The organism is Mesorhizobium sp. M0983, assembly GCF_040318975.1.
GTDB lineage: Bacteria > Pseudomonadota > Alphaproteobacteria > Rhizobiales > Rhizobiaceae > Mesorhizobium.
Genome location: NZ_JAMYNH010000044.1, coordinates 1 through 24517, shown reverse-complemented (window position 1 = coordinate 24517; position 24517 = coordinate 1). Strand labels below are relative to the sequence as shown.

Genomic DNA, 24517 nt, shown 5'->3' with positions numbered 1-24517 from the left:
GCGTCCAATTGCTCATTCTCGACGACTTTGGAACCCACAGCCTCACCGACCAGCAGCGCTTCCACCTGTTCGAAATCATCGAGGAACGCTATCGGCGGAAATCGACGCTGATCACCGCGCAACTGCCGATCGCCCAGTGGCATGCCATGATCGGCGAGCCGACAATCGCCGACGCCATTCTCGACCGGATCGTTCACAACGCCCATCGCGTCACCCTCGAAGGCGACAGCATGAGAAAGCAAAAAACACCGCCGCTCTTGACCGGCGCCGAAAACGGCGAAATCAATCGCAAATGAGTTCAACCAGGCAACCGGGGGCCGACCCCATCCTGCTGTCCGCGACTTAGTGAAACTGCTGTCCGCGATTTAGCGGAACGACTGTCCCGTTTTTGCGAAATGCGCAGTAACAGCCGCAGCGATTGGTTCTTCGCCTTCCTCCATGCCTGTTCCGACCCCAGCAAGCATCACGGCGCTGACGAAGGAGGAGTTTGTGACGGCAGCTTGGGATGTCGTCGTGCCGCAAGGTCAGCAAGACACAAATTCTGATGGATATTTACGAAACGGCGCGCTCATCGATCGGACTGCCACTGCCCCTTGATGCGCCTGCCATTCGCATGTTCCGGATGGTCATTGACGAAGCACGCAGCCTGATTCGGCAGCGCAATGAGATCGAAGCGCAGGCCGACGAGCTGTTGCGGCACAGCCAGGATTATCAACTCCTGCGACAAATCCCGGGCATCGGACCGATCAACGCATTGACCGTCATTGCCGAAGCCGGCGATCTTCGCAGTTTCGCTCATCATCGCCAGTTCTAAAGTTCTGCAGACTGGACCTCTCGACACAGCAGTCAGGCCAATATCGAGGCCAGACCCGCCTTTCCAAATTCGGCAATGCTCGGCTGCGCCGCAGCCTGTGGATCGCCGGGCAAATCGCCATCCGCCAGCGGGAGAACGGCTTCCGTCATAAGTTCGAACGCTACATCGCGAGGGATCGCGACAATCCCGATCTGCGCCGCAAGGCAATGGCCGCTATTACCGCCAAGATGGCGCGTGTCGTGCACGCCGTCGTCAAATGTGGTTCCGACTACCGGCCCTTCGTTGAAGGGCGGGTGCCAGGTGGAAGAACCTCTGTCAGCTAAGATGTTTGATCCCGGGCTTTTGTGGGGCATCCTTTGATTCGGAAGATAAGGATGCCCCACAAAAGCCCGGGATCAAACATCTAGACAGTTACTTGGGCGATTGGCACACGCATCCCGACGCGGTTTCAGGCCAACTAAGCTCGAAAGACACGGCCTGTTTGAAAACGATCATCAGAACACCCGCTGCAAGAAACTCAACACCGATCGTGATTTTGATGTGCGGGAGCCCTGTCAATTGGCATCTGCACCGATGGGTGTGCCGCATACAACCCCGCTTCGTCTTGTTTGATGTTTTGCTTGAGGAAAAAGCGAGCATCGCACTTTACGGGTGACTTGGCATGGAACGTCTCACTCCTACTTCTCGCTAGTCTTCCCCAACCGATCGAATTCGCACATCTTTTCCAAGGTCTGCTCGACCAACATCCGCTCGCCCGCGAGCGGTTAGTTTAGAGCTAGCACACCCATCGGAACCCTGAGCGCCGCTTCTAAACGCCTGAATAATGCTGTTGTCGAGCCAATCCTCGACTTCATGCATCCGATGGCCCCGTTCGTACTCCCGGCGGCGCTTTTCTTCGGTATCGGCACCTTCCCTGGAATTGTTCTTGGCCACGCAGCTTGCGATCAGGCTAACCGCCCTGGCTTCAAGATGGTCGAGCAGGAAATGGTCGAGGCCGGCGAGGCCTTCGGCGCGAGCCGCTTAGCCGTGCTGTTCCTGATCAAGTTACCGCTGGCATTTCGTTCGATTATGGCGGGCGTCAATCAGTGCGTGATGATGTCGTTGTCGATGGTCATCATCGCGTCCATGATCGGCGCCGGTGGATTGGGCGACGAAATCATTCGGTCGATCTCTCGCCTGCAGGTTGGGAGAGGCGTCGAAGCTGGTCTCGCCGTCGTGGTTCTGGCAATCCTGATCGATCGCATTACCCGGCGAATTAGCGAGAAAGTTGATCCAACAGCCTGAGAAAAGCGGAGCCAGTCATCGGCCGGACTCACCTCTTTATGAAATGGGTAGCGGCAGCTTTTTGGTGCGCCCGCCATCGATGACGTAGACCTGGCCGGTCACGAAGGCGCTCTCTTCCGAGGCAAGCCAAACGGCAAGGTTTCCAACGTCGGTCGGCTCACCAAAACGCCCAACCGGATGCATGGCAAGCAGTTCTCTGCGAACACGCGAACTGTCAGCCATGCTGTCGATGTAGATCTCGCTGAGGTCAGAATTGATCCAGCCCGGCGCAATGGCATTGCACCGAATGCCCTCGTGCCCATGGTCCACGGCGACGGCTGCTGTAAAGCCGTGAATGCCCGCTTTCGAAGCGGAATATGCAGGATGTCCCGGGTTGGACGCCAGGCCTTCGATTGAGCCGATGTTGATGATGTTTCCCCCACCCCGCTCCCGAAGGTGCGGCATTGCTGCCTTCGGCAGCAAGAATGGGGCTTTGAGGTTGATGTCCATCATCTGATCCCAGTCGACCTCAGTCATTTCCTCGACGGTTTTCTCGAACATGATCCCGGCGTTGTTCACCAGGATGTCCAGGCGACCAAAGCCTTCGACAACAGTCTCGACGGCTGATCGAGTGTCGCCGGAATTCGCGAGATCCGCCTTCACATAGATGGTTCGATCGCCAAGCAATGCGTCAGGCGGCGGATGTCTCTGCACAATGGCAACCCTCGCCCCCTCCTCCACAAAGCGCTGTGTAATACCGGCGCCGATACCCCGTCCACCGCCGGTGATGATTGCAATCTTGCCTGCCAGTCTCTCAGCCATGGATGCCCTCAATAGACCGGCTTGGCGCCGTTCACTTCAACGGTCGTGCCGGCGATGTAGCGGGCGGCATCGGAACTCAAGAAATACACCGCATCGGCGATGTCTTCCGGCTCAGCAATGCGCCCGAGCGGAACTGTCTTGTTGAGCTCCGCTATGGCAGTGTCGGGATTGAAGCCGCGCTTGGCGAAGCCGGTGCGCAGCATCGGCGTGTTGACCTCATTCGGACATACCGCGTTGACTCGTATCCCGTCACCGGCATGGTCGCGGCCAAGGCACTTCGACAACGCCGCGACGGCCGCCTTGCTGGTGCAGTAGGCGGCATGCCCGGGTCCGGGATAAAGTCCCCAGCACGATGCGATGTTCACGATCGCGCCGCCGCCGTGGCCCTTCATATGGCCGATCGCCCTCCGGCACGTGTAGAATATCGATGTCAGGTTGATGTCGAACGTCCGCTCCCAATCCTCATCGGTCGTCTGGAGGATATTGCCCCTGGTGATGATCCCGGCATTATTGACGAGCACGTCCAGCCTGCCTGTGATCTGGATGGAATAGTCGATCAAATCTTCGCAATAAGCCTTGTTCCTGAGGTCGCCGCCCTTGCTCCAGACATTCTGTCCGGTTCGGTTGAGTTCGGCCTCGAGCCTGTCTAGGCCAGCCTGGTCTGCGTCGCCGGCAATCACATGAAAGCCGTTCGCGACGAACTGCTTGGAGATCGCTTGCCCGATACCTCCCGCCGCGCCTGTTATCACCGCAGTTTTCTTTTCAATGCCAGTCATAGCTCAAGCCATCTCTGAGAGGGAAAGTTCGGCTCATAATCTCTCAACGGCGGACGAAGACCAGTGGGGCAGCCCTGCAAAAGTCTCACCCCCTTGTTGAGTAGTTGAGCCAAGACATCGCCGAGGGACATTCTAGGGTGTAGCTGCGTCGGACATGGGATTGGGCAGCGTCGCAGATCGCGCAGCATCATGCGCACAGTTTTCCTATGTTGCGGAGGTGGCTTGGGGATCGCGGCCATAGTCGGTCGCGACGCTGGCCATCGCGTCGTATTATAAATGATTTCCCGATATCCTGGGCTTCGCTTGCCCAATCTGTCGCGCCGGGCGAGTATCGAAGTGTTTGGAGCTTGAGATGGTTCGCCGCTACTACGACCTGCCGTCCCTCACTGCTTTGGCTGTTTTCGAGGCGTCTGCCCGGCACTTGTCATTCAAATTGGCTGCTGCGGAACTGAACGTCACTCCCGGCGCCGTAAGCCGGCAGATCAAGGCGATCGAGGACGAACTCGGAGTTCCGCTGTTTACTCGATTAGGAACCGGTGTCGCGCTGACGAGCGCTGGCGAAGACCTTTATGGCGTGTTGGCCACCGGTTTTTCGCGGGCCGCAGACATCGTCCGAAATGTGAAACGCGGCGACCGTTCCAAGAACGTCACGCTGGCGTGCACGGATGCCTTCGCATCGACGTGGCTGATCCCGCGGATGCCCGACTTTTGGACCCGGTACCAGGATATTGCCGTTGACCACCTTATCTCGGACAACCCTCGCGATTACCGCCGCGCCGAGGTCGAATTGCGCATCCGTTACGGGTTCGGATCGTGGTCGAATGAAGATGCTGAGCTCCTTTTCAATGAAACAATCTACCCGGTATGCGGGCCTGGGTTTGCAAGCAAGCACCGCGATGCAACGGCGGAATCGTTGGCCGACCTTCCCCTGCTGCATGTCGATTGGGTGGATCCCGACTGGGCTGGCTGGGACGAGGTCCTACGGCGCGCGGGGGTCTCGCATGGTCCGACCCGCGGTCGGCGCTTCGGCAAGTTCTTCGTGGCGCTTCAGGCAGCTCAGGCCGATCAAGGGGTGGCTGTTGGGTGGCATCGCCTTGTCAAGGCGCAGATTGACGAGGGGAAACTCGTCAGACTGACGGATCTCGAACTCCCAGCCCCTGGCAGCTACTATCTCACATGGTATCAAAATCGTACGCTTTCCCCTGCCGCCCAGAGCCTCCGTAGCTGGATCCGGGAAGTGGCGGCGCAAGAACGAGAAAGCTAGAGCTCTCTGCCGGCGCGCTTCTGCATCGCCCACAGCTTCAGCGGCGCGCCGATCGACATCAGCGGTTCTGGGTAAAGCCGAGCCGGGGCTGGCTCGTTCAGGGCGTCTGCAACCATTGGCTCGTTGCTGCCAACGGCAAGATCGGCAGCCAACATCCCGTAGAGGGTGCCCTGCACCGTTCCGAGACCATTGCAGCATCCAGCTACGAACACCCTCTCATCGACTTCGCCGAATGCAGGAGCGGAGTTGACGGAAAGGCAAAGGTGGCCTCCCCATCGAAACTCCATCGGTATTTCACCCAGCATCGGGAAGCGCGCCTGGAATGATCGATCGTGTACGGCGCCGATCCGACGGATCTGCTTCTCACTGGTGGACATGTCCGGATTATAGGTGAAGGTGTTGCGGACGACGATCCGATCCCCGATCCTGCGGATGGTTGATCCCATCGGATCGGCCGGGATCAAGCCCCAATGCGGCTCACCGCCCAGCGCTGCCTGCTCGCTCTTGGAGAGCGGCCTAGTCATGCTGGCGTAGGTGAACACATGCAGCAGGCGTTTCTTGAAGTAACCAAAGCTTTCGAGATGACCGTTGACTGTCAGTATCAACTGCGGCGCTTTGATCTCGCCCTCAGCCGTCTTGGCAGTGTGCAGTTTGCCGGTCCGCAAAGATGTGACCGGTGAATTCTCGAATAGCTGCACACGCCTGGACAAACCTTCGGCGAGTCCACGAATGAAGCCGGCCGGCTGTGCCATTACCGTTCCCGGCGTAAACGTACCGCCGACGAAGAACTCGGTTCCGGTGATTTCCTTCAAATGCAGCGCGTCGAGCCGCTCGAATGGCTCGCCTAGCCCCGTCAGGTATTTTTCGAATTCGCGCAGGACGGCAACACCGTGATCGGTTGCAGCTCCATGGTACTTTCCGGCCGGAACGAAGTATTTCTGCAACGCATATTCGTCCGCGGCCGAAGCCGAAAATTCGATCGCGGCGCGGTTCATGCGGATGCGCTTGCGGTCGCGGTCCTGGCTTCCGCCGTAATGCTCCCCACTGAGCTCGTGCGGCAGATCGATCATGAAGCCGGAGTTGCGCCCGGCAGCACCCCAGCCGACGCGCTGAGCATCGATCACCACTATGCGCTCGTTCGGCACCAGTTGTGAGAGGCGCCGCGCGGCCGCCAAGCCAGCAAACCCAGCTCCTACAATGAGCCAGTCCGCCTTTTGACGGCCGCGCAGCACCTCAGGCGCCTTGGGAGGCGGCAGAATACCGTACCAGCCGGGCATGGATGTGTCCGCAGGCGTGCGGACAGCCTCATAATCGCTCATCGATGCGACCAGGCTAGTCTACCGAACGCGAGACCTTAGGATCGGAGATATCCGCCCAGATGGTCTTGAGTTCAGTATATTGGTCGTGGGCATGCAAAGACTTGTCTCGTCCCCCGAAGCCCGAAAGCTTGAAGCCGCCGAAGGGTGTCGAGACGTCTCCTTCGCCGTAGCAATTGATGGTCACCGTCCCGGCGCGAATATCCCTTGCGATGCGATGCGCCTTGCCGAGATTAGCGGTAAAGATCGATGCTGCAAGCCCGTATTGCGTGTCGTTGGCGACCCGAAGCGCCTCGTCAGCGTTGGCGACTTTGATTACCGACAGCACTGGACCGAAAATTTCTTCTCGCGCAATCCCCATTTCGGGCGTGACATCGTCGAATACGGTAGGCTCGATGAAATAGCCTTTGCCGTGCTTGTGGGCGTTGCCGCCCGTCACGATCCTGGCGCCTTCCGCCCGCCCCTTCTTTATGTAGCCCATGATGCGATCGAACTGCTCCTTCGACACAATGGCGCCGAGCCGATTGCCCGGATCCAGCGGCTCGCCCAAAGGCCATTCCTTTAGCTTATGGAGGACAGTTTCCACCAAGCGGGCCTTGATCTTCTCGTGCACGATCAGGCGGGAATTGGACGAGCAGTTCTCGCCCATGTTCCAGAAGACAGCTTGGGTCACATGCTGCGCTACAACATCGAGGTTCTCGGCGTCATCCAGCACGATGCAAGGATTCTTCCCGCCGCATTCGAGCACGATGCGCTTGAGGTTAGACTTGGCGGAATATTCCAGGAATTTCCGGCCGACGTCAGTGGACCCGGTGAATGCGACCATGTCGATATCGGGATGCATGCCGAGTGCCTTGCCGGTCACTTCGCCCGGACCGGTGACGATCTGCAGGACGCCTGGCGGCAAGCCGGCCTCATGCGCCAGCTCGGCGATCCGCAACGTCGACATGTTGGTCTGCTCGGCCGGCTTGACGATGACCGAGTTTCCGGTCGCGAGCGCCGGCCCGATCTTCCAGGCCAGCATCAGGATCGGGAAATTCCAGGGCAAAACGCAGGCGACCACGCCCAGCGGCTGGCGCACGATCATCGAAACGACGTCATCGCCGGACGGCGACGTCTGGCCGTAGAGCTTGTCGGTGGCTTCCGCGTGCCATTCCAGGCAATGCAGCGCCTCGGGAATATCTATGGTTGCGACGTCATAGATCGGCTTGCCGCTTTCGAGCGTCTCAAGCACTGCAAGCTCATGGGCGTTTCGCTTTATCAATTTCACGAGCCGCCGCAGAACGCGCTTGCGCTCGCTCGGATGCGCACGCGACCAGGCACCCGATTCAAATGCCAGCCTTGCCTTCTCGACAGCGAGATCGACGTCGGCCTGGCCGCAGGAAGCGATCCTGGCGATGACCTGCCCTGTCGCGGGATTGATGGTCTCGAAAGTATCCCCAGATTGTGCCGCCCGCGCCTTGCCGTCAATCACTGCGCTGGTCGGCAGTGGCAGGCTGTCCGCCAGGTTCTGGTACTCATCACGCGTTAATAGCGATGACATTCTCGGAAGCCCTCTTCTGGGATTTTGCAGTGATTGACGCGATGACTGCCCTAAGGGTGCGGATCGTCGACTCGAGTTCCCGCTTCTGTTCGTCGTCGAGTGCCCGCATCGGCCGACGCACGGGCCCAGCCGGCAACCCAGCCAATTCGCACCCGAACTTGATGCTCTGGACGAACTTGCCGCCCTGCTCGAGAAGCCTCATCAGAGGCAGAAGCGCCGACATGATCTGCCGGCCCTTGGTGAAGTCCTTCTCGATCACGCAGGCTTCGTACAGCGCGAGGTGTTCTGCCGGCAGGCAGTTGCCGGCGCCGCAGACCCACCCTTTTGCGCCCCAGGCGAAGAATTCCAGCGCCTGATCATCCATGCCGCAGAACAGGTCGATATGCGGATAGTCGCGAGCCAGTGCGTGCAGCTGGTTCATGCTGCCGCTGGATTCCTTGATGGCGCAGAAATTGGAGCTGCGACCGACGCGGTCCAGGAACTCGAGGTCCATCATCGTTCCGGTGCGCCCGGGATAGTTGTAGAGCATCACCGGTAGATTGGCGGCCTTGTCGATCGCAAGCGCATGATTGGCAAGTTCCAGCTGCGTGGGAACAGCGTAGTATGGCGAGCCGATCAGAATGCCGTCGTACTTCAGGTCCTTTGCAACTAGCGCATATTCGATGCAATCCTCGGTACGAATGGCGCCGACGCCGGCGATCAGGGGCATCTTCCCCTTCACCACGCTCCTGGCAAGCTTAAGCAGGCTGACACGCTCGTCGCGTGACTCGGCGTAGTACTCGCCTGTCGTGCCACCGACAATGATACCGTGGACGCCAGTCGCGACCAGGTGCTCGACCATGACGCAGAAGCCGTCACGGTCGATCGATCCGTCCGCATGAAAGGGCGTTGTGACGGGCGGAATAACGCCTTTGAACGACATCTGCCTCGCTCCAGTTTGGGGCTACAGGTCATTGTTTATATGCAAGCTGAGGAGTGGGACTAGCCGAAATAAAATCACCTGGCAGGCAACTTTTTTGCGGTTCGGGCATATCTGGCCCCTATGAGAATCGGCGTAGCGGGCTACGAGCAGTTCGCTCATCGGCCAAGGGCGTTCAAAGGCACACACCGGGCGCGAGCTCTACCTTCAGGCGTTCCGCTCTTCGGCCGAAACCTTGCGCAACCACTCGCTCACCCGCTCCGCCCCCCCGCGACAGGCTCGGGCTGTCGTTCCACGTCAGATATTATCCTCCCGTGGCGTCCAGCTCGAGGTCGGTGATCCTGATGAGCTTGCCCTCTTGGACCATGTTCGCGCCAGCCGGTGCCAGCCGACGGCAACGCCCTGATCAGCCGGAGGGTGCAAAGCCACGAAGAACTTGCTGAACCTATGGCCACGAAGCAGCCTGTGCGTAATCCCTGCGGCGCAGGACCTCCCAGCCGGCCCAGTCGGTTCAATCCATTCGACGTTCAGGAGCGGCAATGGGGCAAGCACTTGGAGGGTGCATCGCTCTGCTCCTGGGCGAAGCCGGGACCGCAGACCGGGTAGATGACACGCCCAACAACAGTTCCGCTGTCTCGTCAGGCCATGAGCCGCACCCATAGAGGATGCGCAGCTCGACTTAAGCGCCCCCAATAGTGGCGCGAACTGTCGGAAATCACATGGTCAACTTTGATATCAGTGCCAATAGCGCCATGCTCGGCATCAACCACATCGACGCGAGCGCATCGCTGAAGGCATCGTAACGTTCCCGGAATGATCGCGTTTAATGGTCCTGACGACATCGGACGCCTTGGAAAGGCTGCTTGCCAGCACGCTATAGATGTCTTTGCCAGCGCTGGTAAGCATCACGCCGGTTCCTCGCCTCACAAACAGCGGAACACCAAGGTCGTCCTCAATGGCTTTGATCTGCCGACTGATCTCTCTCGATGTCACGCCCAGCTCGGAAGCCGCAAGCTTGAATGAGAGATGGCGTGCCGAGGCCTCGAATGCCGTGAGGGCAGTCAGTGACGGGAGATCGTAGTACTGAGGAACCATTGAAGAATCCAATCAGATCGGGAGTCGCGAACCGAACATCAGGGTATCCGCTCGTCCTCTGGCCCATAAAGGACCGCCGCCATTTCGATCAATGACGTCAGCCTCTTAACGGAGTGCGGCCGCCCGCCGTGACCCAAGCAAGTTGCGTGCCAATTGGCGCACCGTTTCAGCTGCACCACTTCCCCGCTACCGACTGCCCGCCCCTGGCGACCTTTTCGTCGGATTTCAGACATTCTTGTCCAGCTCCAGACACAAGGTTTGTGGATAGACATGCGCGGGATTTCACATTGACGATGTGAAATCCGGCCACCCCGTGAGGAGTATGAGAAGCCCCGTCGTTCGGGTTATATCCGCCATCTTTTTCCCTGCCGAGGTGGTCAACGTGGGAGGGCAGCCACGACACGGTTCTCCATAGCGAGAAGTTCGGATATAGGCTTTGCCGCTCGCGACGATCGGCACGGTGGCGCAGTCATCATGCAGACGCTTGGCAGCAAGCACATGCGCCTCGATCAGCGCGTGCACCGGCTTCAGCACCGCGGCATAGGCGCCGACCTGGTCCGCCAGCTTGGAGAAGCTCAGATCGGTCGTGGTCGAGTAGCTCAGCCATTCGGCTTTCGGCCTCACAGATCCGGGCGGGCGGATTTCCCGCACCCGGCTCTTCCCGAGGGTAACCCGCGTCATATCCGTGCTTGCGCCCAAGTTCGAGTGATGCGCGGAGTTGGCAGGGGGAAGCGCGCCGTCAGGGTCTCGAACTCCGACCAGCCCATGCGCCGGCTTTTCTGGCTGCGCCGTCTCAGACACCGTAGCCATTTCCGGTGCATTTGCCGATGGGATCCGTTGAGCGCTGGTAGTTGTGCGGCCTGCCGTAGTAGCCGTAGTGTCCACGCAGAACGGCGGCGAACCACCTGTGCTGCGCAGCCATTGGCGCGTGCATTAGCCGCCAGGCATCCTGGCGCAGCGCCGTCAGCTTGCGCGTCAGGCGTTTCCCTTCCGTCTTGTGTTTCACGATGAACCGGCCATCCCGGGTCCGCCCGCAGTAGTGGGTGAAGCCCAGAAAGGCGAAGGTCTCGGGTCGCCCCTCGCCACGCCGCTGTCGTGAGAGGGCCGCGAACCGCCCAAACTCGATCAACCGCGTCTTGTCCTTGTGGAGTGTCAGGCCAAAGCCGGCCAGCCGCCTTCAGGACCAACAGCATCTCCTCTGCATCGGCCTTCTTCTCAAAGCCCATGACGAATTCGTCAGCGTAACGCACGATCACAACGCGACCGTGTGCATGGCGACGACGCCATTGGTGGGCCCAGAGATCGAGGATGTAGTGCAGGAAGATATTTGCGGGGTACCCCTTGTCCGTCTCTTGCTTCTCGCCGCTCTCAAGGACGCCAGCCCGCAACCACAGCCCAATGAGCGTAGGATACGAGGATCAGCGATCCTGCGCGCCCGCCTGGACGGCGGCATCCGCAACAAGGCGGCGCGCGGCGAGCTGCGCCGGGGCCTGCCGGTGGGCTTCGTCTGGGGCGAGGAGGATGGCGAGATCCTGATCCACCCCGACGAGGCCGTCGCCCATGCCATCCGCACCGTCTTTGCCCGCTTTGCCGAGCTCGGCTCGGCGCGCCGCGTCTGGCTGTGGTTCCGCGAGCAAGGGATGAAGTTCCCTCTGCGTCTTGGTGCACGCACAGAGCTGCGCTGGGGCGAAGCCAGCTACCACGCCATTCACGGCGTGCCAGCCCGGTCTATGCCGGCGCCTATGTTTATGGCAGAACGCATGGCGAGGCGGTACTGGACGAGACGGGCGCGCGGCGCAAGCGGATGCGCAAGCTGCCAATGGAAGACTGGCAAGTTTTGATCAAGGACCACCACCAGGGCTATATCGACTGGCAGACCTACGAGGCCAATCAGCAGCGCATGGCGACCAATACCCAGCCGCACACCCATGCCAAGGCCCAGGAACAGGCCCGTGGCGCCAGAGAGGGCAGCGCGCTGCTGCAGGGCATTGGCCGCTGTGGCCATTGCGGGCGACGGCTGCACACCCACTATCGCGGCCGCACCGCGACGCCTGGCTTCCATTGTGCCGGCAAGGTCCTGTCACCGGGCGTGGGGTGTATTGCCTCAATGTCGGCGGCGTCTCATCGCCCTCGGCGCCGATCTGGCGAGCGTGTGGGCCGCCCCCACCACGACGACGCGCGACCGGAAGGAGCTTTTGCGCACCCTCATCGAGGAGGTCACGATCCACGTCGATAGCGACAAGGCGGCGGCCCATCTGGTGCTGCGCTGGAAGGGCGGCGCGCTCAGCCGCCTCACCGTCGCCTTGCCGCGCTCGCGGCCGGCGACGGTGCGGACCGACGAGGACACGCTGGCGCTGATACGGCGACTGGCCCCGCACTACCCCGACGCCGTCATCGCCGGCATGCTCAACAAACAAGGCCGTCGAACGGCCACCGGTTCGACGCCAACCGCGTCGGAAACCTGCGCCGACACTGGCACATCCCCGTCTGCAAGGCCAAGCCACCAGCCACCGACGGAGACATCGTCACCGTCCGCCAGGCCGCCGCCCTCGACGTGGCGCCGTCGACGCTCTATCGCCACATCAACGACGGCCTCATCCAGGGCGAACAGATCACACCCGGCGCGCCTGGGCGCATTCGCCTGACCGCGGAACTCAAGGCCCGCTTCCTCGCCACGCCTGGCGGCGGATTTGAACCGATCCAGGATGCCATGGATGCCCTCGGTCTGTCGCGCCAGGCGGTGTTGCAGCGAGTAAAACGCGGCGAACTGGACGCCGTCCATGTCGTCCGCGGACAAAGCGTAGGCCGCTTTCACAGAGGTGTCGTTGCGAAGGTTGAGGGAAGGTATCAGTGAGATCAGCCTCACAAGCCCACGCTCGCCATAGAGCTAGCGCACAGGTAGCCGTTTCCAGCCGCTGTTGCGCCAACGCTTGAACCGATGCGACCAAATTCGCCGCACGATCCAGCCGTCGAGCCGGTGGAAGACCCGTCGCATTTGAGCCTTATGATAGTAAAGGCCCCAACCCCGAATGATCGGGTTGATCTGTTTGATCAGCTCCCGTGTGCTCACGGGCGCTTTGCGTCGGCAACACCGCCGGATCTGGTCCTTGAAGTGCGGCTGGCAGTGTCACGTGAGTAATTGCCTGTCCGCTCTCATCACGCTTTGGCCAAGTGAGCGTAACTTGCTGCGAAACGCGCGAATTTGTGCTCGCCGCACGTCACTCGCTTGTAGCGAAGCGGGTTACTGTCCGTGACATATGAGGCCAATGGTTCGATGATCGCATTGAAATCAGCGTCGATAAAGAAGGGGATTGAGTATCGCTCGCGTCCCGAGGTATTCACCACGCGGTGCATGTTCGCCAGGTAGACATCATTAGTGAGCCGCTGAATCAGATCGCCAATGTTGATTGTGAATGTGCCGTGGATCGGAATACCCTCGACCCAATCGCCATCTCGGTTCATGACCTGAAGACCACCCACGTCGTCCTGCGCCAGGATGGTCAGATGGCCGTAATCCGTGTGGGCGCCAATGCCGATAATCTCTTCGCCAATATAGCCACTCTGCGGGGGGTAGTGAAGCAGGCGCTGAATGCTGATCGGCTGCCGCATGAGGCTTTCGAAATAGCTTTCAGATAGGTCCAGACTGAGTGCAATGCCCTGCAAGAGTTTTTTCGCGAGCTCCACCATTTTTTGATGATACCCGTATGTCAGTTTCCGAAACTCCGCCAGATTTGAGGGCCACTGGTTGGGGCCAAAAAACGGACCTTCCAACGTGGAGCGTTCAGGACCGATGTCAAAGCACTCCTTGAGGTCTCTCGTCTTGCCCGGATCGGTGTTCTCCCCGAACGGCTCAATGTATCCGCGGAGGGCCACGTCGGATTTGCTAACATGCAATGTCATCTTCTGCGACATGGGCAAATCAAAGAACCGACGGCTCACATCGAACACCGAATCCACAAAATCCTGCGGAATACCGTGGTTCTTCACATACATGAACCCAGTGTTTGACAACGCCCAACGTATCTCCTTCGCCACCCTCTGCTTATTGCTGCAATCGAGAAGCGGCGCGATGTCAACCACCGGGAGCTTGTCAAAGCTTTCGCGTTTCGCGCGTAGCTTGTCGTCCAGTTTGGCTACGAGATCTTTGCCCATTAGTCACCTTTTTCGAAGATAGAGCCGAAACAACGAATTAGGGGCATTTTTGTTTTTTGACTGGCAGCATGAAGAACTGTCGGGAAGGATGGACACCTAGCGCGATGCGTTCTTTCGTGGTGCCATGCTCAACAATGTAGAAGACACCGAACTCCTGGCAGGGCATGCGTAGGCGATCGCGCTCTTCGTGTCGCCTTGAATAGGCTGCAAGTCATCGCCAGCGAGTTTTGCGATAGCGCCATCATGGCCGCTCCTCCGTTGGTGCGCTGGCCTTCTTGGGCACCTGGAAAACCCAGTAGTGCGCGTCCTCCTCCGCGACGTATCTGCCGTCGTTTAGACGCTGTGCCGGTATAAGGATCCCCGCATTTTGTAAACTCCGCACCTCATCTTCAAAGGACGCGGTCTCCGCATAGCTCTTCCGGGTGCTTACGATGACGAACCCGTTCGGGCGCGTGACGCGAGCCAGTTCGCGCAGTGCATCCGGTCGGACATGCCCGAGCGTGAAGACGCCGCAGCAGACCGTGATGTCAAAGCTCGCGCTGGAGTAGTCGGAGAGCAGCCCGTTGAGGTCGACACCGCCTCGGACTTGGCGGTAGACGCGGGTTCGCCGGGCCCTTTCGGCCATCTCCTCGGAGAGGTCGAGCCCGTCGATCAATTGGAAGCCGAGGCGTTCCAGCTGAACCCCGACCAGACCTGTTCCGCAGCCAGCGTCCAGGATTGCAATGGCGGTTCGCTCGCGGGCCAAATAGGCTGTCTGCATGGCGCCCGCCAATTCCGCCACAATCTTCGGCCCGCAGTACCCGTCGCGGCCGACATCCAGATCGTAGGAAGGGGCCCATCCGCGATAGAAATGGGCCAAGCGACTAGCGTCGGCGTCGAGTGTGTGGGAATCCTTGATGCGCTTTCGTGCGGCTTGCTCCGATGTCGTCTGCTGATCGAGGGTGTTCATGAAGGTTCCTCCGTGTAGGGCCAGATGGTCATCGGCGTGGCGCCGGTCGGCATCTGCTGCCGACTCGCAAGGAGAGCTTCAAAACTCGTGCCAATTGGCCGAACGACCCCAAGAAAACATTTTGTGGCTGTTTTCAGCTATTTGGCCCGCGGCAAAATAAGAATCGCCTAAACAAGGCCGTCTCGCGGATCCGACAAAACTGACAGAATGTCGGATGCCCTTACTGGAGTCAGTTATACGTGAGATCGCCGAAGAGCCACATCGGCAGGCGACCCCCTTCTCCCGCATACGGCAGGGCTATCCGGGAATGGAAATGCCGTGGGCCCATGCCGCACAACGGCAGCTCTGGTTTCGAGACTCAGAGGAACGAGGCATACGGTTCACGCTTAACATTCTTTGGCAGCTAATCGAACCAATCAATTGGCGCCGCTTATAGGCAATTTTGGACCGTCATGATGGACGTCCCGACAAGTCGTTCAGGAGTGACGGCCACCGCCACCTACGGCGATGTAAGAACGGGCCCGCCCGACAGCGAATTGCGCTTTTTTTAACCGCTGCAGCCCTTCGGGCCGCACTCTTTCACAACATGATGGAGGCTGGCCAGTTGTCAGTCGATCTCGCCGGCTCCGTCTTACTCTCGACGCGAATACGATAGAACAGGCGGCTGCGGCTTCGGCTCAATCGCCGAAAGTGCGGACAATCGACTTGCGCATGCCAGGGCAAGGATCGCCTGATCGGTGGGGACGTTGGTTGCATAGGGGCATCGATCCGTCCACCGAGAAAGATGTCTCCATCCTCGTCCTAGCCCGTCGTTATATGCAAGGATAAATGCTCTAACAGCCGAAATAAAATCACTTGGCAGGCTACTTTTTTGCGCGACACCCGCTCTGAAAAGTCTTGCTAACCCTGCCCGAAAACCGGCTCACAAATACTGTGGGGAACTAAAGATGGGCGGATGTGGAGTGTTAAATCCGTTTGCGTGCGGCACCGTGCCGCTCGCGCAATGGGTCAGCGGTGGTCTGCGGTTGCTGGTCGACAACTACCGGCCTTTTTTTCAGATCGTAAAAGCACCCTTCGACATGGTTCTCCAATCGCTGGCCTCGTTCATGATTTCGACGCCGCCCCTCCTCGTAATCGCCGTTATTGTATCGCCTGGCAGCTGGCCAGTTGGCGCCTAGCTGTTGTTCTGGGTGCAATTCTATTTTTTATCGGCTTCATCGGCGTGTGGACAGAAACCATGGTCGCGCTGTCCATCGTGCTGACGGCCCTGATTTTTGCCGTGGCCATAGGTATCCCGCTCGGCATCCTGGCGACGCGCTCACAGTGGCTATATGCCGTTCTGCGCCCGCTCCTTGATGGTATGCAGACCATCCCGGCGTTTGTGTACCGATCGTAATGCTTTTTTGGCATCGGGAACGTGCCCGGCGTCATCGTTACCGTCATTTTCGCGGTCTCCCCCGTGATCCGGCTCACCTATCCGGGCACCATGCAAGTTCCGGAAGAAGTGACCGAGGCCATGCGGGCGTTCGGTGCCAACGACGCCAGTTGCTTCTGAAAGCCCAGATGCCGCTTGCCCTTCCAACCATTATGGCAGGCCTCAACCAGACGCTCATGATGTCGCTGTCGATGGTCGTGATCTCCTCGATGATAGCGGTGGGAGGCCTCGGCCAGATGGTATTGCGAGGCATTGGCCGCCTTGACGTCGGACTGGCGACCATAGGTGGCCTTGGCATCGTCGCCCTCGCGGTCTGTCAATCACCACGGAATCGGGACCCTGGTTTTTCGCGCACCGTTTGGACGAAAATCACCCCTCAAAACGGAGTCCTCTTTCTTTCCATGAAAAATCACACCATCGCTTCGACATCCTCACGAGTATCCCAGGTTTCGGCGAGGCCAAAGCCCTCGCCATCATCGCCGACATGCCGGAGTTGAGAATTCTTGCCAAGAAGCAGGATTCAAGTCTCGCCGCCTCGCACCGGTAGATCGCCAGTCTGGGCAATGGAAGGGCAAGAGCTTCATCCAGGGAGGTACGTCGTGGGCTCGGCAGGCACTCTACATGCCCGCCCTCGTCGTGCTCCGCTTCAATCAGCCACTCAAGGCAAAATACCGAGGCCTTAGAACAGGCGGGCAAACCCGCAAAGCTGACTATAGCCGCCATCATGAGAAGCCTTGTTCACGCAAGCGCGCTCGTCAGGGACGACCGAAAATAGTCGCCATCCCTTTCTTGACCAAGACGGATACTTAGCGGGGTCCAATCCGCAAAAATGAGCGGCGGCGGAGTTTTAAAGTCATTCTGCTACAGAGGAGCCACAGAGCCGAAATGATCTGCGCGCCTCTCCCAAAGTCGTTCTCAAGAACGCAGGCATGGTAAAGAGCAAGATGCTCGTCGGGCTGGCAAAGGCTCCAATGCGAAGAACTCCAGCGCTTGAACGTCCAGTCGCAGGACAGGTCAATGTGCGGGTAGCCGCGCGCCAGGGCGTGAGACTGGTTCATCCTGCCGCTGGTCTCCTTGATGGCGCAGAAATTTGTGCTGCGGCCGACACGAGCGGGAAATGGCATTTGAAGCTGTGCTCCGCGTCGTTGCAGCTTGTTGGTTCGGGGAATACGCGGCTACAGATGTCCTTCGCGTAGCGACAGCGTGTGTGGAACTCGCACCCGGATGGTCGCCTCATCAGGCTCGGCACCTCACCCCTGAGCTCGATCCTGTTCAGCACAGCATCCGGATCGGGCTCCGGATTGGCCGCAAGCAACGCCTCAGTATAAGGGTGGCGTGGTTGATCGAAGATGCGATCGGTCGAGCCGACCTCAATAAAGCGGCCGAGATACATGATCGCCATGCGATCGGTCATGTGGCGCACAACGTTAAGATTGTGCGTGATAATCAGGATCGCCATGCCGAGTTCGGCCTGAAGCCGCGCGAGCAGGTTTAGCACCTCGCCCTGCACCGAGACATCGAGGCCCGCGGTCGGCTCATCGGCGATGATCAAATCCGGATTCAGCGCAAGAGCACGCGCTATACCAACGCGCCTGGCCTGACCTCCGGAAAGCTGATGGGGATAGCGGCGAGCAAAGTCCGCCGGCAAGCCGACCATCCGAAGCAGGCGCTCCGCTTCGCCTCCGGCATCGCGATCCTTTAGCCCGTGGATGCGGAAAGGCTCTGTCAGGAGCGATCGAACGGTGAGCCTCGGCGAGAGTGAGCCGATCGGATCCTGGAACATCATCGCCATGCGCCGCAAGTAGGGCTTACGTTCGGCCCCGCTGAGCTCCTCAATTTCGTGTCCGTCGAAGCTGATGCTGCCGCTCACAGCCCGCTGCAGGCCGATGATCGTGCGCGCGATGGTGGACTTGCCTGAGCCGCTTTCACCGACGAGGGCGAGTGTCTCGCCCTTGCGGATTTCAAAGGACACACCGCATACTGCGTCGATGAAAGGGGCTTTCGTCCCCATTGCGAGCGCCTTCAGCGGACCCATGATGCGGAAGCGGACGCGTAGGTCCTCAACCCGAAGCAGCGCGCTCATGCCGAAACCAACCGCACTTCGTCGAAGAGGTGGCATCGGGCGACGTGGTCCAGGCCGATGCGGTACTCGACCGGGTTCTCTTGCAGACAGCGATTAAATGCCTGGGGACACCGGCTCTGGAAGATGCACCCTTTCTTGTTGCCGAGGAGCCTGGGCACCTCGCCGGGGATGGTCGGCAAAGTGCGTGTGCTTTTTTTGATACGCCCGGGATCGCACTCAAGCAGGGCGCGCGTGTAAGGGTGAGCAGGATTGTGGAAGATGTCCCGTACGGCCCCCTGCTCCACCACTTCGCCCGCGTACATGACGGCGACCCTGTCGCACAACTCAGCCACCGCGCCGAGGTGGTGGGAGACGAAGAGAATCGAGCAACCAATTTCTTTTTGCAGATCCTTGAGCAAATGAATGATCTGCACCTCCAGCGTTGCATCGAGCGCGGTGGTTGGCTCGTCGGCGACGAGCAGCGCCGGTTTCACAAGAAGCGCCATGGCAATGCAAACGCGCTGACGCATGCCGCCAGACAAATGATGCGGATAGGCGCCGATGCGGCTTTCCGGATCAGGAATTCCGACCCGGTGAAGCATCTCGAGGGCACGGGCGCGCTTTTCGCTCCGGCTTCCTTGTTCGTGGTACTGGATATCGATCATCTGGCTCTCGATGGTCCGGACGGGATTGAGTGCGGTCATCGGGTCCTGAAAGATCATGGAGAGACGATCGCCGAGCAGGCTCCGACGCGCTGGAGTGGGCATTTTGAGTAGGTCTCGACCTTCGAACATGACGCTGCCGGCTGTGACCTCTGCATTTTCAGCGAGCAGGCCCATCACTGTATATGCAAGTGTCGATTTTCCGGATCCACTTTCGCCGACTATGCCAACTACCTGTGCGGCCGGGACGTCGAGCGAAACGCTACGCAGGGCATGGATGCGCCCACGAGGCGTACCGAAATCGAGACTTAGGGCACGTATTTCAAGAAGCGAGCGCCTGGACGAGGGCGGCGGTCTCGGATCTTCGCGTCTCATAGGTCTTTCCGCAACTTGGGATCGAAAATGTCGCGCAACGCCTCGCCCAGAAATGTGAAGCCTAGCGTTGCGAGGATGATCGGGATGCTGCTAGCGATCACCAGCCAAGGGGTCTGGTTGATGTAGCTATAGCCATCGTTGAGGATCACTCCCCAATCAGGCGTCGGGGGCCGCACCCCCATCCCGAGAAAACTGAGACCTGCTTCCCAGGCGATGACGGCCGGCACATCCATGCTCACGAGGATGAGAAGGGGGCCGATCACATTGGGCAGAACATGCACGCCAAGGATGCGCGTCGTGCCCGCGCCCATGCTGCGCTCCGCGGCTATGTACTCACTGCTGAGCAGCGCCTGGGCCTGGGTGCGCACGACGCGCGCATAGATCGGCACCGACGTTATTGCGATGACAAAAATGAGACTGGCCAGACTTGGGCCCAGAAGCGCGATGATTGCCAGCGCAAAGATGATACCGGGAAAGGAGCGGATGGTATCGAAGATGAGCAGGAGCAAATTGTCCAGCCAACGCGGCCCGAAGCCTGCGATGAGACCAAGCACGACGCCGACCGCCAGCGCACTGCCGAGGGAGGCGAAAGCGACAAGGAGCGGGATGCGGCCGCCCATGATGGTGCGAGAAAACGTGTCGCGGCCCAGTTGGTCCGTACCCAGCATAAAATCCAGTGAAGGTGCGGCCAGACGCGGTCCGACCATGATCCGGATCGGATCATGCGTGATCATCAGCGGAGCGAAGATCGCGATTGCTGCTATGAGTATGACAAGCACTGCTCCGAGCATGCCCAGGCGGTTTTTGCGAAATTGCCGCAGGAACGTGCGAAAGGCGCCAGTATCGATGGCATCGTTGGCTTCTGAAGGGATGGCTTCAACGCTTACCACGTCAGAGCTTTTCCCGGATTCGCGGATCGAGGAATGCATTGATCAGATCCGAGAGCGTCGTGGCGGCAACGATAAGGAACGTGGTGACGAGCACGATGCCCATCACTACCGGATAGTTGCGCGTATTGACAGCGTTCACGATCAACGCGCCGATGCCAGGCCTCGCGAAGACCACCTCGATAAAGACAGCGGACGAAAGAAGCCACCCGATGCCTACCCCCAGTATGGTCACGGTCGGCAGGATCGCGAGCGGCAGCGCGTATCGCGCAGCGATGCGCCATTCCGAGATCCCGAAGGAGCGAGCCATGCGGATGTGGTTTTCCCCCAGGATCTCAAGCATGGATGTCCGTACCAGTCGGGAAATGTAGCCGACCCAACCAATCCCTATGGCGAAGCCTGGGAGAATGAGATGGACAAGTCCATCCCCGAATCCATTGCCGGCTCCGATCGCCGGCAACCAGCGCAGAGTCACGGCGAAAATCAGTAGCGCGTAGACCGCCATGACAAAGGATGGAATTGCGATCGTGGCGACCGTCACGACGCCGGCCACCTGGTCGATCAAGGAGTTGCGCCGCATCGCGGAGTAGCAGCCGAGCGGCACAGCCGTCACGACCGCCCATAGGATCGAGACCATGATCAGTTCGATCGTATAGGGCAGTTGCTCGAAAACAATGTCGGCAACAGGCCTCTGGCTGAACACGTCGAAGCCGAGATTGCCGTGGAGCAGGCCGCCGAAAAACGTAACGATCTGCATAACAAGCGGTTTGTCGAGTCCCATCTGCTGATGAAGCAGCGCCGTCATTTCGAGCGTCGCCCGTGGTCCGAGCAGAACCGCGGCTGGATCGCCGGGCACAGCTCTGATCATTAGGAACAGAAGCGTCACCGCGATCGCAATGATCGCGACCGCGAGGGCGATCCGTTTGACGAGATATAGCCACATACTTTCTAGTCCGACTACATCGTCAAGCCGAAACCGGCTTGAAATCCAGATACAGCGGGTTGCCATCCGGGCGGGTTGCGGCCTGCATTTGCGTGGTGCGATACATGATCGGATTGGCCCCGTGAGTCAGGAACCGGTAGGCGCCGGAATCCTCCATAAGATCCTGCATCTCTTGGTAGACCTTCGCCCGCGTATCTTGGTCGTCAATCGTGGCTCCCTGAGCGAAGAGCTCGTCAAAACGCTCGCTGCGAAAACGTTCCCAGTTCCAGATGCCCACTTGATCTTGCACGAACCAAGCCGTCGCATAATGCGGATCCGGTAGACTGGAGAACGAATTGGCGATGAGCTGCAAGTCCTTCCAGCGATCGCCTTCCGATTCCAGGCCGAGCGTCCACCACGAGCCGGAATCGTGGACATTGACCTCGACCGTGATGCCGATTTGGGACAATTGTGCCTGCACCGTTTGGACTATAGCCAAGGACTCGATCCCGTTCACGCAATCGATGGTCAACGTCAGGTCGCTCACACCGGCCTTTTCCAGGAACTCCTTGGCCTTTGCGAGATCGCCTTCCGGTGGGACGAGCGCCTTGTCGCGGTGCCCGACGATACCTGGAGGAATGGTGCCTGTCGCGACCTTAGCCTGACCCGAATAGGCAATATCGAGGATCTGCGGTACGTCGATCGCCCATTGGATCGCCCTGCGGACATTGATGTCCTTCAGCTTCGGGTGATCCATGTTCATGCCGATCCAGTAATACCAGAGCGAGGGTTTTTCCTCGACCTTGCTGTCGGCGGGCGGCTTGCTCTTGAACTTCGCAAGCGAATCCAGACTGATACCAGTGAAATCGATGTCGCCTGCTTGGTAGGCGCGCTCCGCCGCCTTCGCGTCGGCGATCGGCAGGATGCGGATTTCGTCAAAGCCTGGTTTCGGGCCTGACCAGTCCGGATTCCGCGCCAACAGCAGATACTGGTTCGGCTTCCAGTCGGCGATCAGATACGGGCCGGAGAACGCAGGGGGCTTCACGCCGAAATCACCGCCGTCCTTGGTTGCCTTCATCACCGCATCCTCGGAAAGAATCTGGCCAACCGCATAGGGGAACGCGATGTTCCAAACCGGAACGAACGGCGCCTTGAATACGACCACGCCCGTGTAGTCATCTTCGATCTCGACATAATCGAGCGAACCCCAATCGACCTTATTCGGCGAATTATGCTTGATCACGCGCTCGAAGGAGAACTTCACGTCCTTCGCAGTTAACTCGCCATCGCCGCTTGCGAATTTGATGCCTTTCTTCAGGCGGAAGCGGATATGGGTGGGATCGACCTTCTCGATCTTTTCGGCCGCCTCCAACTCCCAGCCCCATTCCGAGCCCGGCCTGTAGCGCGTGAGCTTCGAATAGATGCAGTTCATAACGTCCACTTCGGCGACGCTCGTGAAGAAGGCGGGATCAAGCTTGCTGATGTCCCTAATGGAACGCGCCTTGAGCACCTTGCCCTCGGCTGCCCAGATGGCTTGCGACAATGGCATGCCGACAACGATACCCCCGCCGAGCGTCGCCCCACTCTTGAGAAAGGCTCGGCGGCTGATACCACTTACGATATCATTCATAGTCAACTCTCCCATTTTTTCTAGCGATTTCCCGTTCGCGGTTTTTGGAGCAATTTCCGTTCGCGGGCCGCTTCGGTATCAGGCTTAACGACTATAAAGGGCGCTTCACAGTGAAATAGACTCAACTGTAGGATTACTTTTTATCGCTATCGCACCGCAATATGCTGTGTCTGCGCTCACCGGCGCCTCTCAATTGTGTGACGGTCCCTGTCAGCGCGGGCAGATGCCCACTGAGTTGGTTCCGGCAGGTCAATCTCATTGAAGCGCTCGTCAGCTTTATCGAAGTTCGAGCGGGGCACACTGCCCTATGAAATGTCGCATCCATGGCTTGGTGCCGTTCGAGACCGCGGCAAACTTTCCCGCGGTCTGTTCATGAGTCGCTCCCTTCGAGCCCCGGCCCGACGATGAGCGCTTGGCTTCGCGAACCGATCCACCTTCTTGCCTTCTTGGAACTGCCGCAAGAGTAGGGAACAGACGAAGTAGCGCCATGTCGGGCAATGGCCCGATGGAAAACCGACCTAGAATGGCTGGTCGACGCCCATCTTGGACATGGCTGCCTAGCATGTCGAGCGGATCACGATCTAACCTCTCCTCCAAGGACAACGGGCTTACACTTGGTTCTAGAGTGTGCTTACGACCAGCAGCGACTTCGGACTGAGTTGCATCAGATTTGATATGACGCACGCAGGGTTCAAGATGCGCACCGCCCCTCTCAGCCGGCCTTAAAACCAATTGAGGCGTGAGTCTTTTGCACTTGGTCGCCACCTTATGATTTGGCAATAGCTTAACAGTGCAGTGCAGCTAGCCCCACTCCTCCATCTTCTCCATGTTCCTATCCGGCTCCTATTCGGAGGTCCAATGAAGGAACGATAGCGAATTTATAAGAAGTGAGCGGCGGCTAGTACATAACGAAACGCACCAACATGGGCGGTGAAGATGAAGATTAACTTTGGTCCAAGACCCATCATATTATGGGAAAATCTATGGATTCCACTTGCCGATGGTACACGTCTGGCTGCAAAGACCTGGTTGCCGGAGGACGCGGCTTCCCACCCGGTTCCGGCAATTATCGACTACATCCCTGACCGCAAACGTGATGCTACTGCTGTGGGCAACGACCGGATGTACCCCTATTTCGCTTCGCATGGCTACGCGAGTATTCGCTTAGACATACGTGGCACCGGCGATTCCGATGGTTTGTTCGAAGATGAATACGCAAAGCAAGAACAAGACGATGCTGTCGAGGCTATCGACTGGATCGCGCGGCAGAATTGGTGCAGCGGCAGTGTGGGTATGATCGGCATCTCGTGGGGTGGGTTCAGCGCCTTGCAAGTTGCCGCGCGTCGGCCTACAGGCCTAAAGGCTATCATCACACACTGCTCGACTGACGATCGCTACGCCGATGATGCGCACTACATGGGCGGTTGCGTTCTCAACGAAACGTTGGTTTGGGGTACGGATTGTTTTCTCGGGTGAGCTGATTTCAAGAGTGGCTTCTGGCAGCATTTGCTTCGACAACCGGCCGGTCCGGAACTGTCAGGAATTCTGTGCGCGAGGCCGGTTTCGTCATTGGCTGACGAACCTTTCGCCGAAGACGACGGCGAACTGGGTCTTGGCCTCGAACCATTCGC

23 protein-coding genes and 5 pseudogenes are annotated in these 24517 nt (G+C 59.1%); 9 read left to right on the top strand and 19 right to left on the bottom strand.

What is annotated here, in order from left to right:
- The 3 genes and pseudogenes from NKH71_RS32635 to NKH71_RS32625 all read left to right on the top strand — a co-directional run.
- A partial coding sequence (locus NKH71_RS32635; RefSeq protein WP_352896392.1) for an ATP-binding protein occupies positions 1–296 on the top strand: 296 nt, incomplete at its 5' end.
- Between the two features lie 102 nt (positions 297–398).
- Positions 399–1137: pseudogene (locus NKH71_RS32630) on the top strand (transposase); the annotation flags it as partial.
- A 538-nt stretch (positions 1138–1675) separates the two neighbouring features.
- Positions 1676–2098: an ABC transporter permease subunit gene (locus NKH71_RS32625; protein ID WP_352896390.1), complete on the top strand. Its 423-nt coding sequence runs from the start codon at positions 1676–1678 to the stop codon at positions 2096–2098.
- Between the two features lie 36 nt (positions 2099–2134).
- On the opposite strand, the gene NKH71_RS32620 is transcribed toward NKH71_RS32625, so the two are convergent.
- Together NKH71_RS32620 and NKH71_RS32615 are read right to left on the bottom strand one after the other, a co-directional pair.
- Positions 2135–2899 (bottom strand): SDR family NAD(P)-dependent oxidoreductase, encoded by a 765-nt coding sequence (locus tag NKH71_RS32620; RefSeq protein ID WP_352896387.1) that lies wholly within the window; start codon positions 2897–2899, stop codon positions 2135–2137.
- Between the two features lie 8 nt (positions 2900–2907).
- Positions 2908–3675 carry an SDR family NAD(P)-dependent oxidoreductase gene (locus tag NKH71_RS32615; protein ID WP_352896384.1) on the bottom strand — a complete coding sequence of 256 codons (768 nt, stop codon included), beginning with the start codon at positions 3673–3675 and terminating at the stop codon, positions 2908–2910.
- Positions 3676–4027: 352 nt separating this feature from the next.
- Here NKH71_RS32615 and NKH71_RS32610 point away from each other — a divergent pair, with 352 nt between their 5' ends.
- The gene (locus NKH71_RS32610; protein WP_352583595.1) at positions 4028–4939 is read left to right on the top strand and encodes a LysR substrate-binding domain-containing protein; all 912 of its coding nucleotides are present in this window, start codon (positions 4028–4030) and stop codon (positions 4937–4939) included.
- On the opposite strand, the gene NKH71_RS32605 is transcribed toward NKH71_RS32610, so the two are convergent.
- From NKH71_RS32605 to NKH71_RS32580, 6 genes and pseudogenes are all read right to left on the bottom strand, one after another.
- Positions 4936–6258, bottom strand: coding sequence for an NAD(P)/FAD-dependent oxidoreductase (locus tag NKH71_RS32605; RefSeq protein ID WP_352896381.1), 1323 nt, complete (start codon positions 6256–6258; stop codon positions 4936–4938). The two genes, NKH71_RS32610 and NKH71_RS32605, sit on opposite strands and share 4 nt — an antisense overlap.
- 13 nt (positions 6259–6271) lie before the next feature.
- Entirely contained in the window at positions 6272–7798 is a 1527-nt protein-coding gene (locus NKH71_RS32600) for an aldehyde dehydrogenase (RefSeq protein ID WP_352896379.1), read from the bottom strand.
- On the bottom strand, positions 7776–8720 hold the full coding sequence (locus NKH71_RS32595; protein WP_352896376.1) for a dihydrodipicolinate synthase family protein: 945 nt from the start codon (positions 8718–8720) through the stop codon (positions 7776–7778). The genes NKH71_RS32600 and NKH71_RS32595 overlap by 23 nt, the downstream gene beginning before the upstream one ends.
- A 759-nt stretch (positions 8721–9479) precedes the next feature.
- Positions 9480–9812: a LysR family transcriptional regulator gene (locus tag NKH71_RS32590; protein WP_352896373.1), complete on the bottom strand. Its 333-nt coding sequence runs from the start codon at positions 9810–9812 to the stop codon at positions 9480–9482.
- A gap of 414 nt (positions 9813–10226) precedes the next feature.
- Positions 10227–10391 (bottom strand): annotated as a pseudogene (locus tag NKH71_RS33610) (IS66 family transposase); the annotation flags it as partial.
- Between the two features lie 214 nt (positions 10392–10605).
- A complete protein-coding gene (locus tag NKH71_RS32580; RefSeq protein ID WP_352896371.1) occupies positions 10606–10818 on the bottom strand; it encodes a hypothetical protein in 213 nt (70 codons plus the stop codon).
- Between the two features lie 265 nt (positions 10819–11083).
- Between NKH71_RS32580 and NKH71_RS32575 the strand changes: the two genes are divergently transcribed.
- Both NKH71_RS32575 and NKH71_RS32570 read left to right on the top strand, forming a co-directional pair.
- On the top strand, positions 11084–11653 hold the full coding sequence (locus NKH71_RS32575; RefSeq protein WP_352896401.1) for a hypothetical protein: 570 nt from the start codon (positions 11084–11086) through the stop codon (positions 11651–11653).
- The gene (locus NKH71_RS32570) at positions 11587–12048 is read left to right on the top strand and encodes a hypothetical protein (RefSeq protein ID WP_352896398.1); all 462 of its coding nucleotides are present in this window, start codon (positions 11587–11589) and stop codon (positions 12046–12048) included. The genes NKH71_RS32575 and NKH71_RS32570 overlap by 67 nt, the downstream gene beginning before the upstream one ends.
- A gap of 141 nt (positions 12049–12189) precedes the next feature.
- On the opposite strand, the gene NKH71_RS32565 is transcribed toward NKH71_RS32570, so the two are convergent.
- The 5 genes and pseudogenes from NKH71_RS32565 to NKH71_RS32545 form a co-directional block, all read right to left on the bottom strand.
- On the bottom strand, positions 12190–12627 hold the full coding sequence (locus NKH71_RS32565) for a hypothetical protein (protein WP_352896368.1): 438 nt from the start codon (positions 12625–12627) through the stop codon (positions 12190–12192).
- Positions 12628–12699: 72 nt separating this feature from the next.
- A pseudogene (locus NKH71_RS32560) lies at positions 12700–12915 on the bottom strand (group II intron maturase-specific domain-containing protein); the annotation flags it as partial.
- Positions 12916–12968: 53 nt separating this feature from the next.
- Positions 12969–13964 carry an isopenicillin N synthase family dioxygenase gene (locus NKH71_RS32555; protein ID WP_352896366.1) on the bottom strand — a complete coding sequence of 332 codons (996 nt, stop codon included), beginning with the start codon at positions 13962–13964 and terminating at the stop codon, positions 12969–12971.
- Between the two features lie 37 nt (positions 13965–14001).
- Positions 14002–14151, bottom strand: a pseudogene (locus tag NKH71_RS32550) (2-oxoglutarate and iron-dependent oxygenase domain-containing protein); the annotation flags it as partial.
- Between the two features lie 54 nt (positions 14152–14205).
- Positions 14206–14913, bottom strand: a complete 708-nt coding sequence (locus NKH71_RS32545; RefSeq protein WP_352896363.1) for a class I SAM-dependent DNA methyltransferase — start codon at positions 14911–14913, stop codon at positions 14206–14208.
- A 955-nt stretch (positions 14914–15868) separates the two neighbouring features.
- Here NKH71_RS32545 and NKH71_RS32540 point away from each other — a divergent pair.
- A complete protein-coding gene (locus tag NKH71_RS32540; RefSeq protein WP_352896360.1) occupies positions 15869–16309 on the top strand; it encodes an ABC transporter permease family protein in 441 nt (146 codons plus the stop codon).
- 77 nt (positions 16310–16386) lie between these two features.
- On the opposite strand, the gene NKH71_RS32535 is transcribed toward NKH71_RS32540, so the two are convergent.
- A complete protein-coding gene (locus tag NKH71_RS32535; protein WP_352896358.1) occupies positions 16387–16668 on the bottom strand; it encodes a hypothetical protein in 282 nt (93 codons plus the stop codon).
- An 88-nt stretch (positions 16669–16756) separates the two neighbouring features.
- On the opposite strand from NKH71_RS32535, the gene NKH71_RS32530 reads away from it, so the two are divergent.
- Positions 16757–17158, top strand: coding sequence for a transposase (locus NKH71_RS32530; protein ID WP_352896395.1), 402 nt, complete (start codon positions 16757–16759; stop codon positions 17156–17158).
- Between the two features lie 244 nt (positions 17159–17402).
- On the opposite strand, the gene NKH71_RS32525 is transcribed toward NKH71_RS32530, so the two are convergent.
- From NKH71_RS32525 to NKH71_RS32505, 5 genes are read right to left on the bottom strand one after another with little or no spacing between them, the layout of a single operon-like run.
- Complete coding sequence (locus NKH71_RS32525; protein WP_352896355.1) at positions 17403–18431, bottom strand: ABC transporter ATP-binding protein; 1029 nt, start codon at positions 18429–18431, stop codon at positions 17403–17405.
- Positions 18428–19447 carry an ABC transporter ATP-binding protein gene (locus NKH71_RS32520; protein ID WP_352896352.1) on the bottom strand — a complete coding sequence of 340 codons (1020 nt, stop codon included), beginning with the start codon at positions 19445–19447 and terminating at the stop codon, positions 18428–18430. The genes NKH71_RS32525 and NKH71_RS32520 overlap by 4 nt, the downstream gene beginning before the upstream one ends.
- The gene (locus NKH71_RS32515) at positions 19444–20376 is read right to left on the bottom strand and encodes an ABC transporter permease (RefSeq protein WP_352896350.1); all 933 of its coding nucleotides are present in this window, start codon (positions 20374–20376) and stop codon (positions 19444–19446) included. Before NKH71_RS32515 ends, NKH71_RS32520 begins: the two co-directional genes overlap by 4 nt.
- Complete coding sequence (locus NKH71_RS32510; protein ID WP_352896348.1) at positions 20339–21343, bottom strand: ABC transporter permease; 1005 nt, start codon at positions 21341–21343, stop codon at positions 20339–20341. Before NKH71_RS32510 ends, NKH71_RS32515 begins: the two co-directional genes overlap by 38 nt.
- Complete coding sequence (locus NKH71_RS32505) at positions 21300–22901, bottom strand: ABC transporter substrate-binding protein (protein ID WP_352896346.1); 1602 nt, start codon at positions 22899–22901, stop codon at positions 21300–21302. Before NKH71_RS32505 ends, NKH71_RS32510 begins: the two co-directional genes overlap by 44 nt.
- Before the next feature lie 921 nt (positions 22902–23822).
- Between NKH71_RS32505 and NKH71_RS32500 the strand changes: the two are divergent.
- A pseudogene (locus tag NKH71_RS32500) lies at positions 23823–24344 on the top strand (CocE/NonD family hydrolase); the annotation flags it as partial.
- Positions 24345–24517 lie beyond the last annotated feature (173 nt).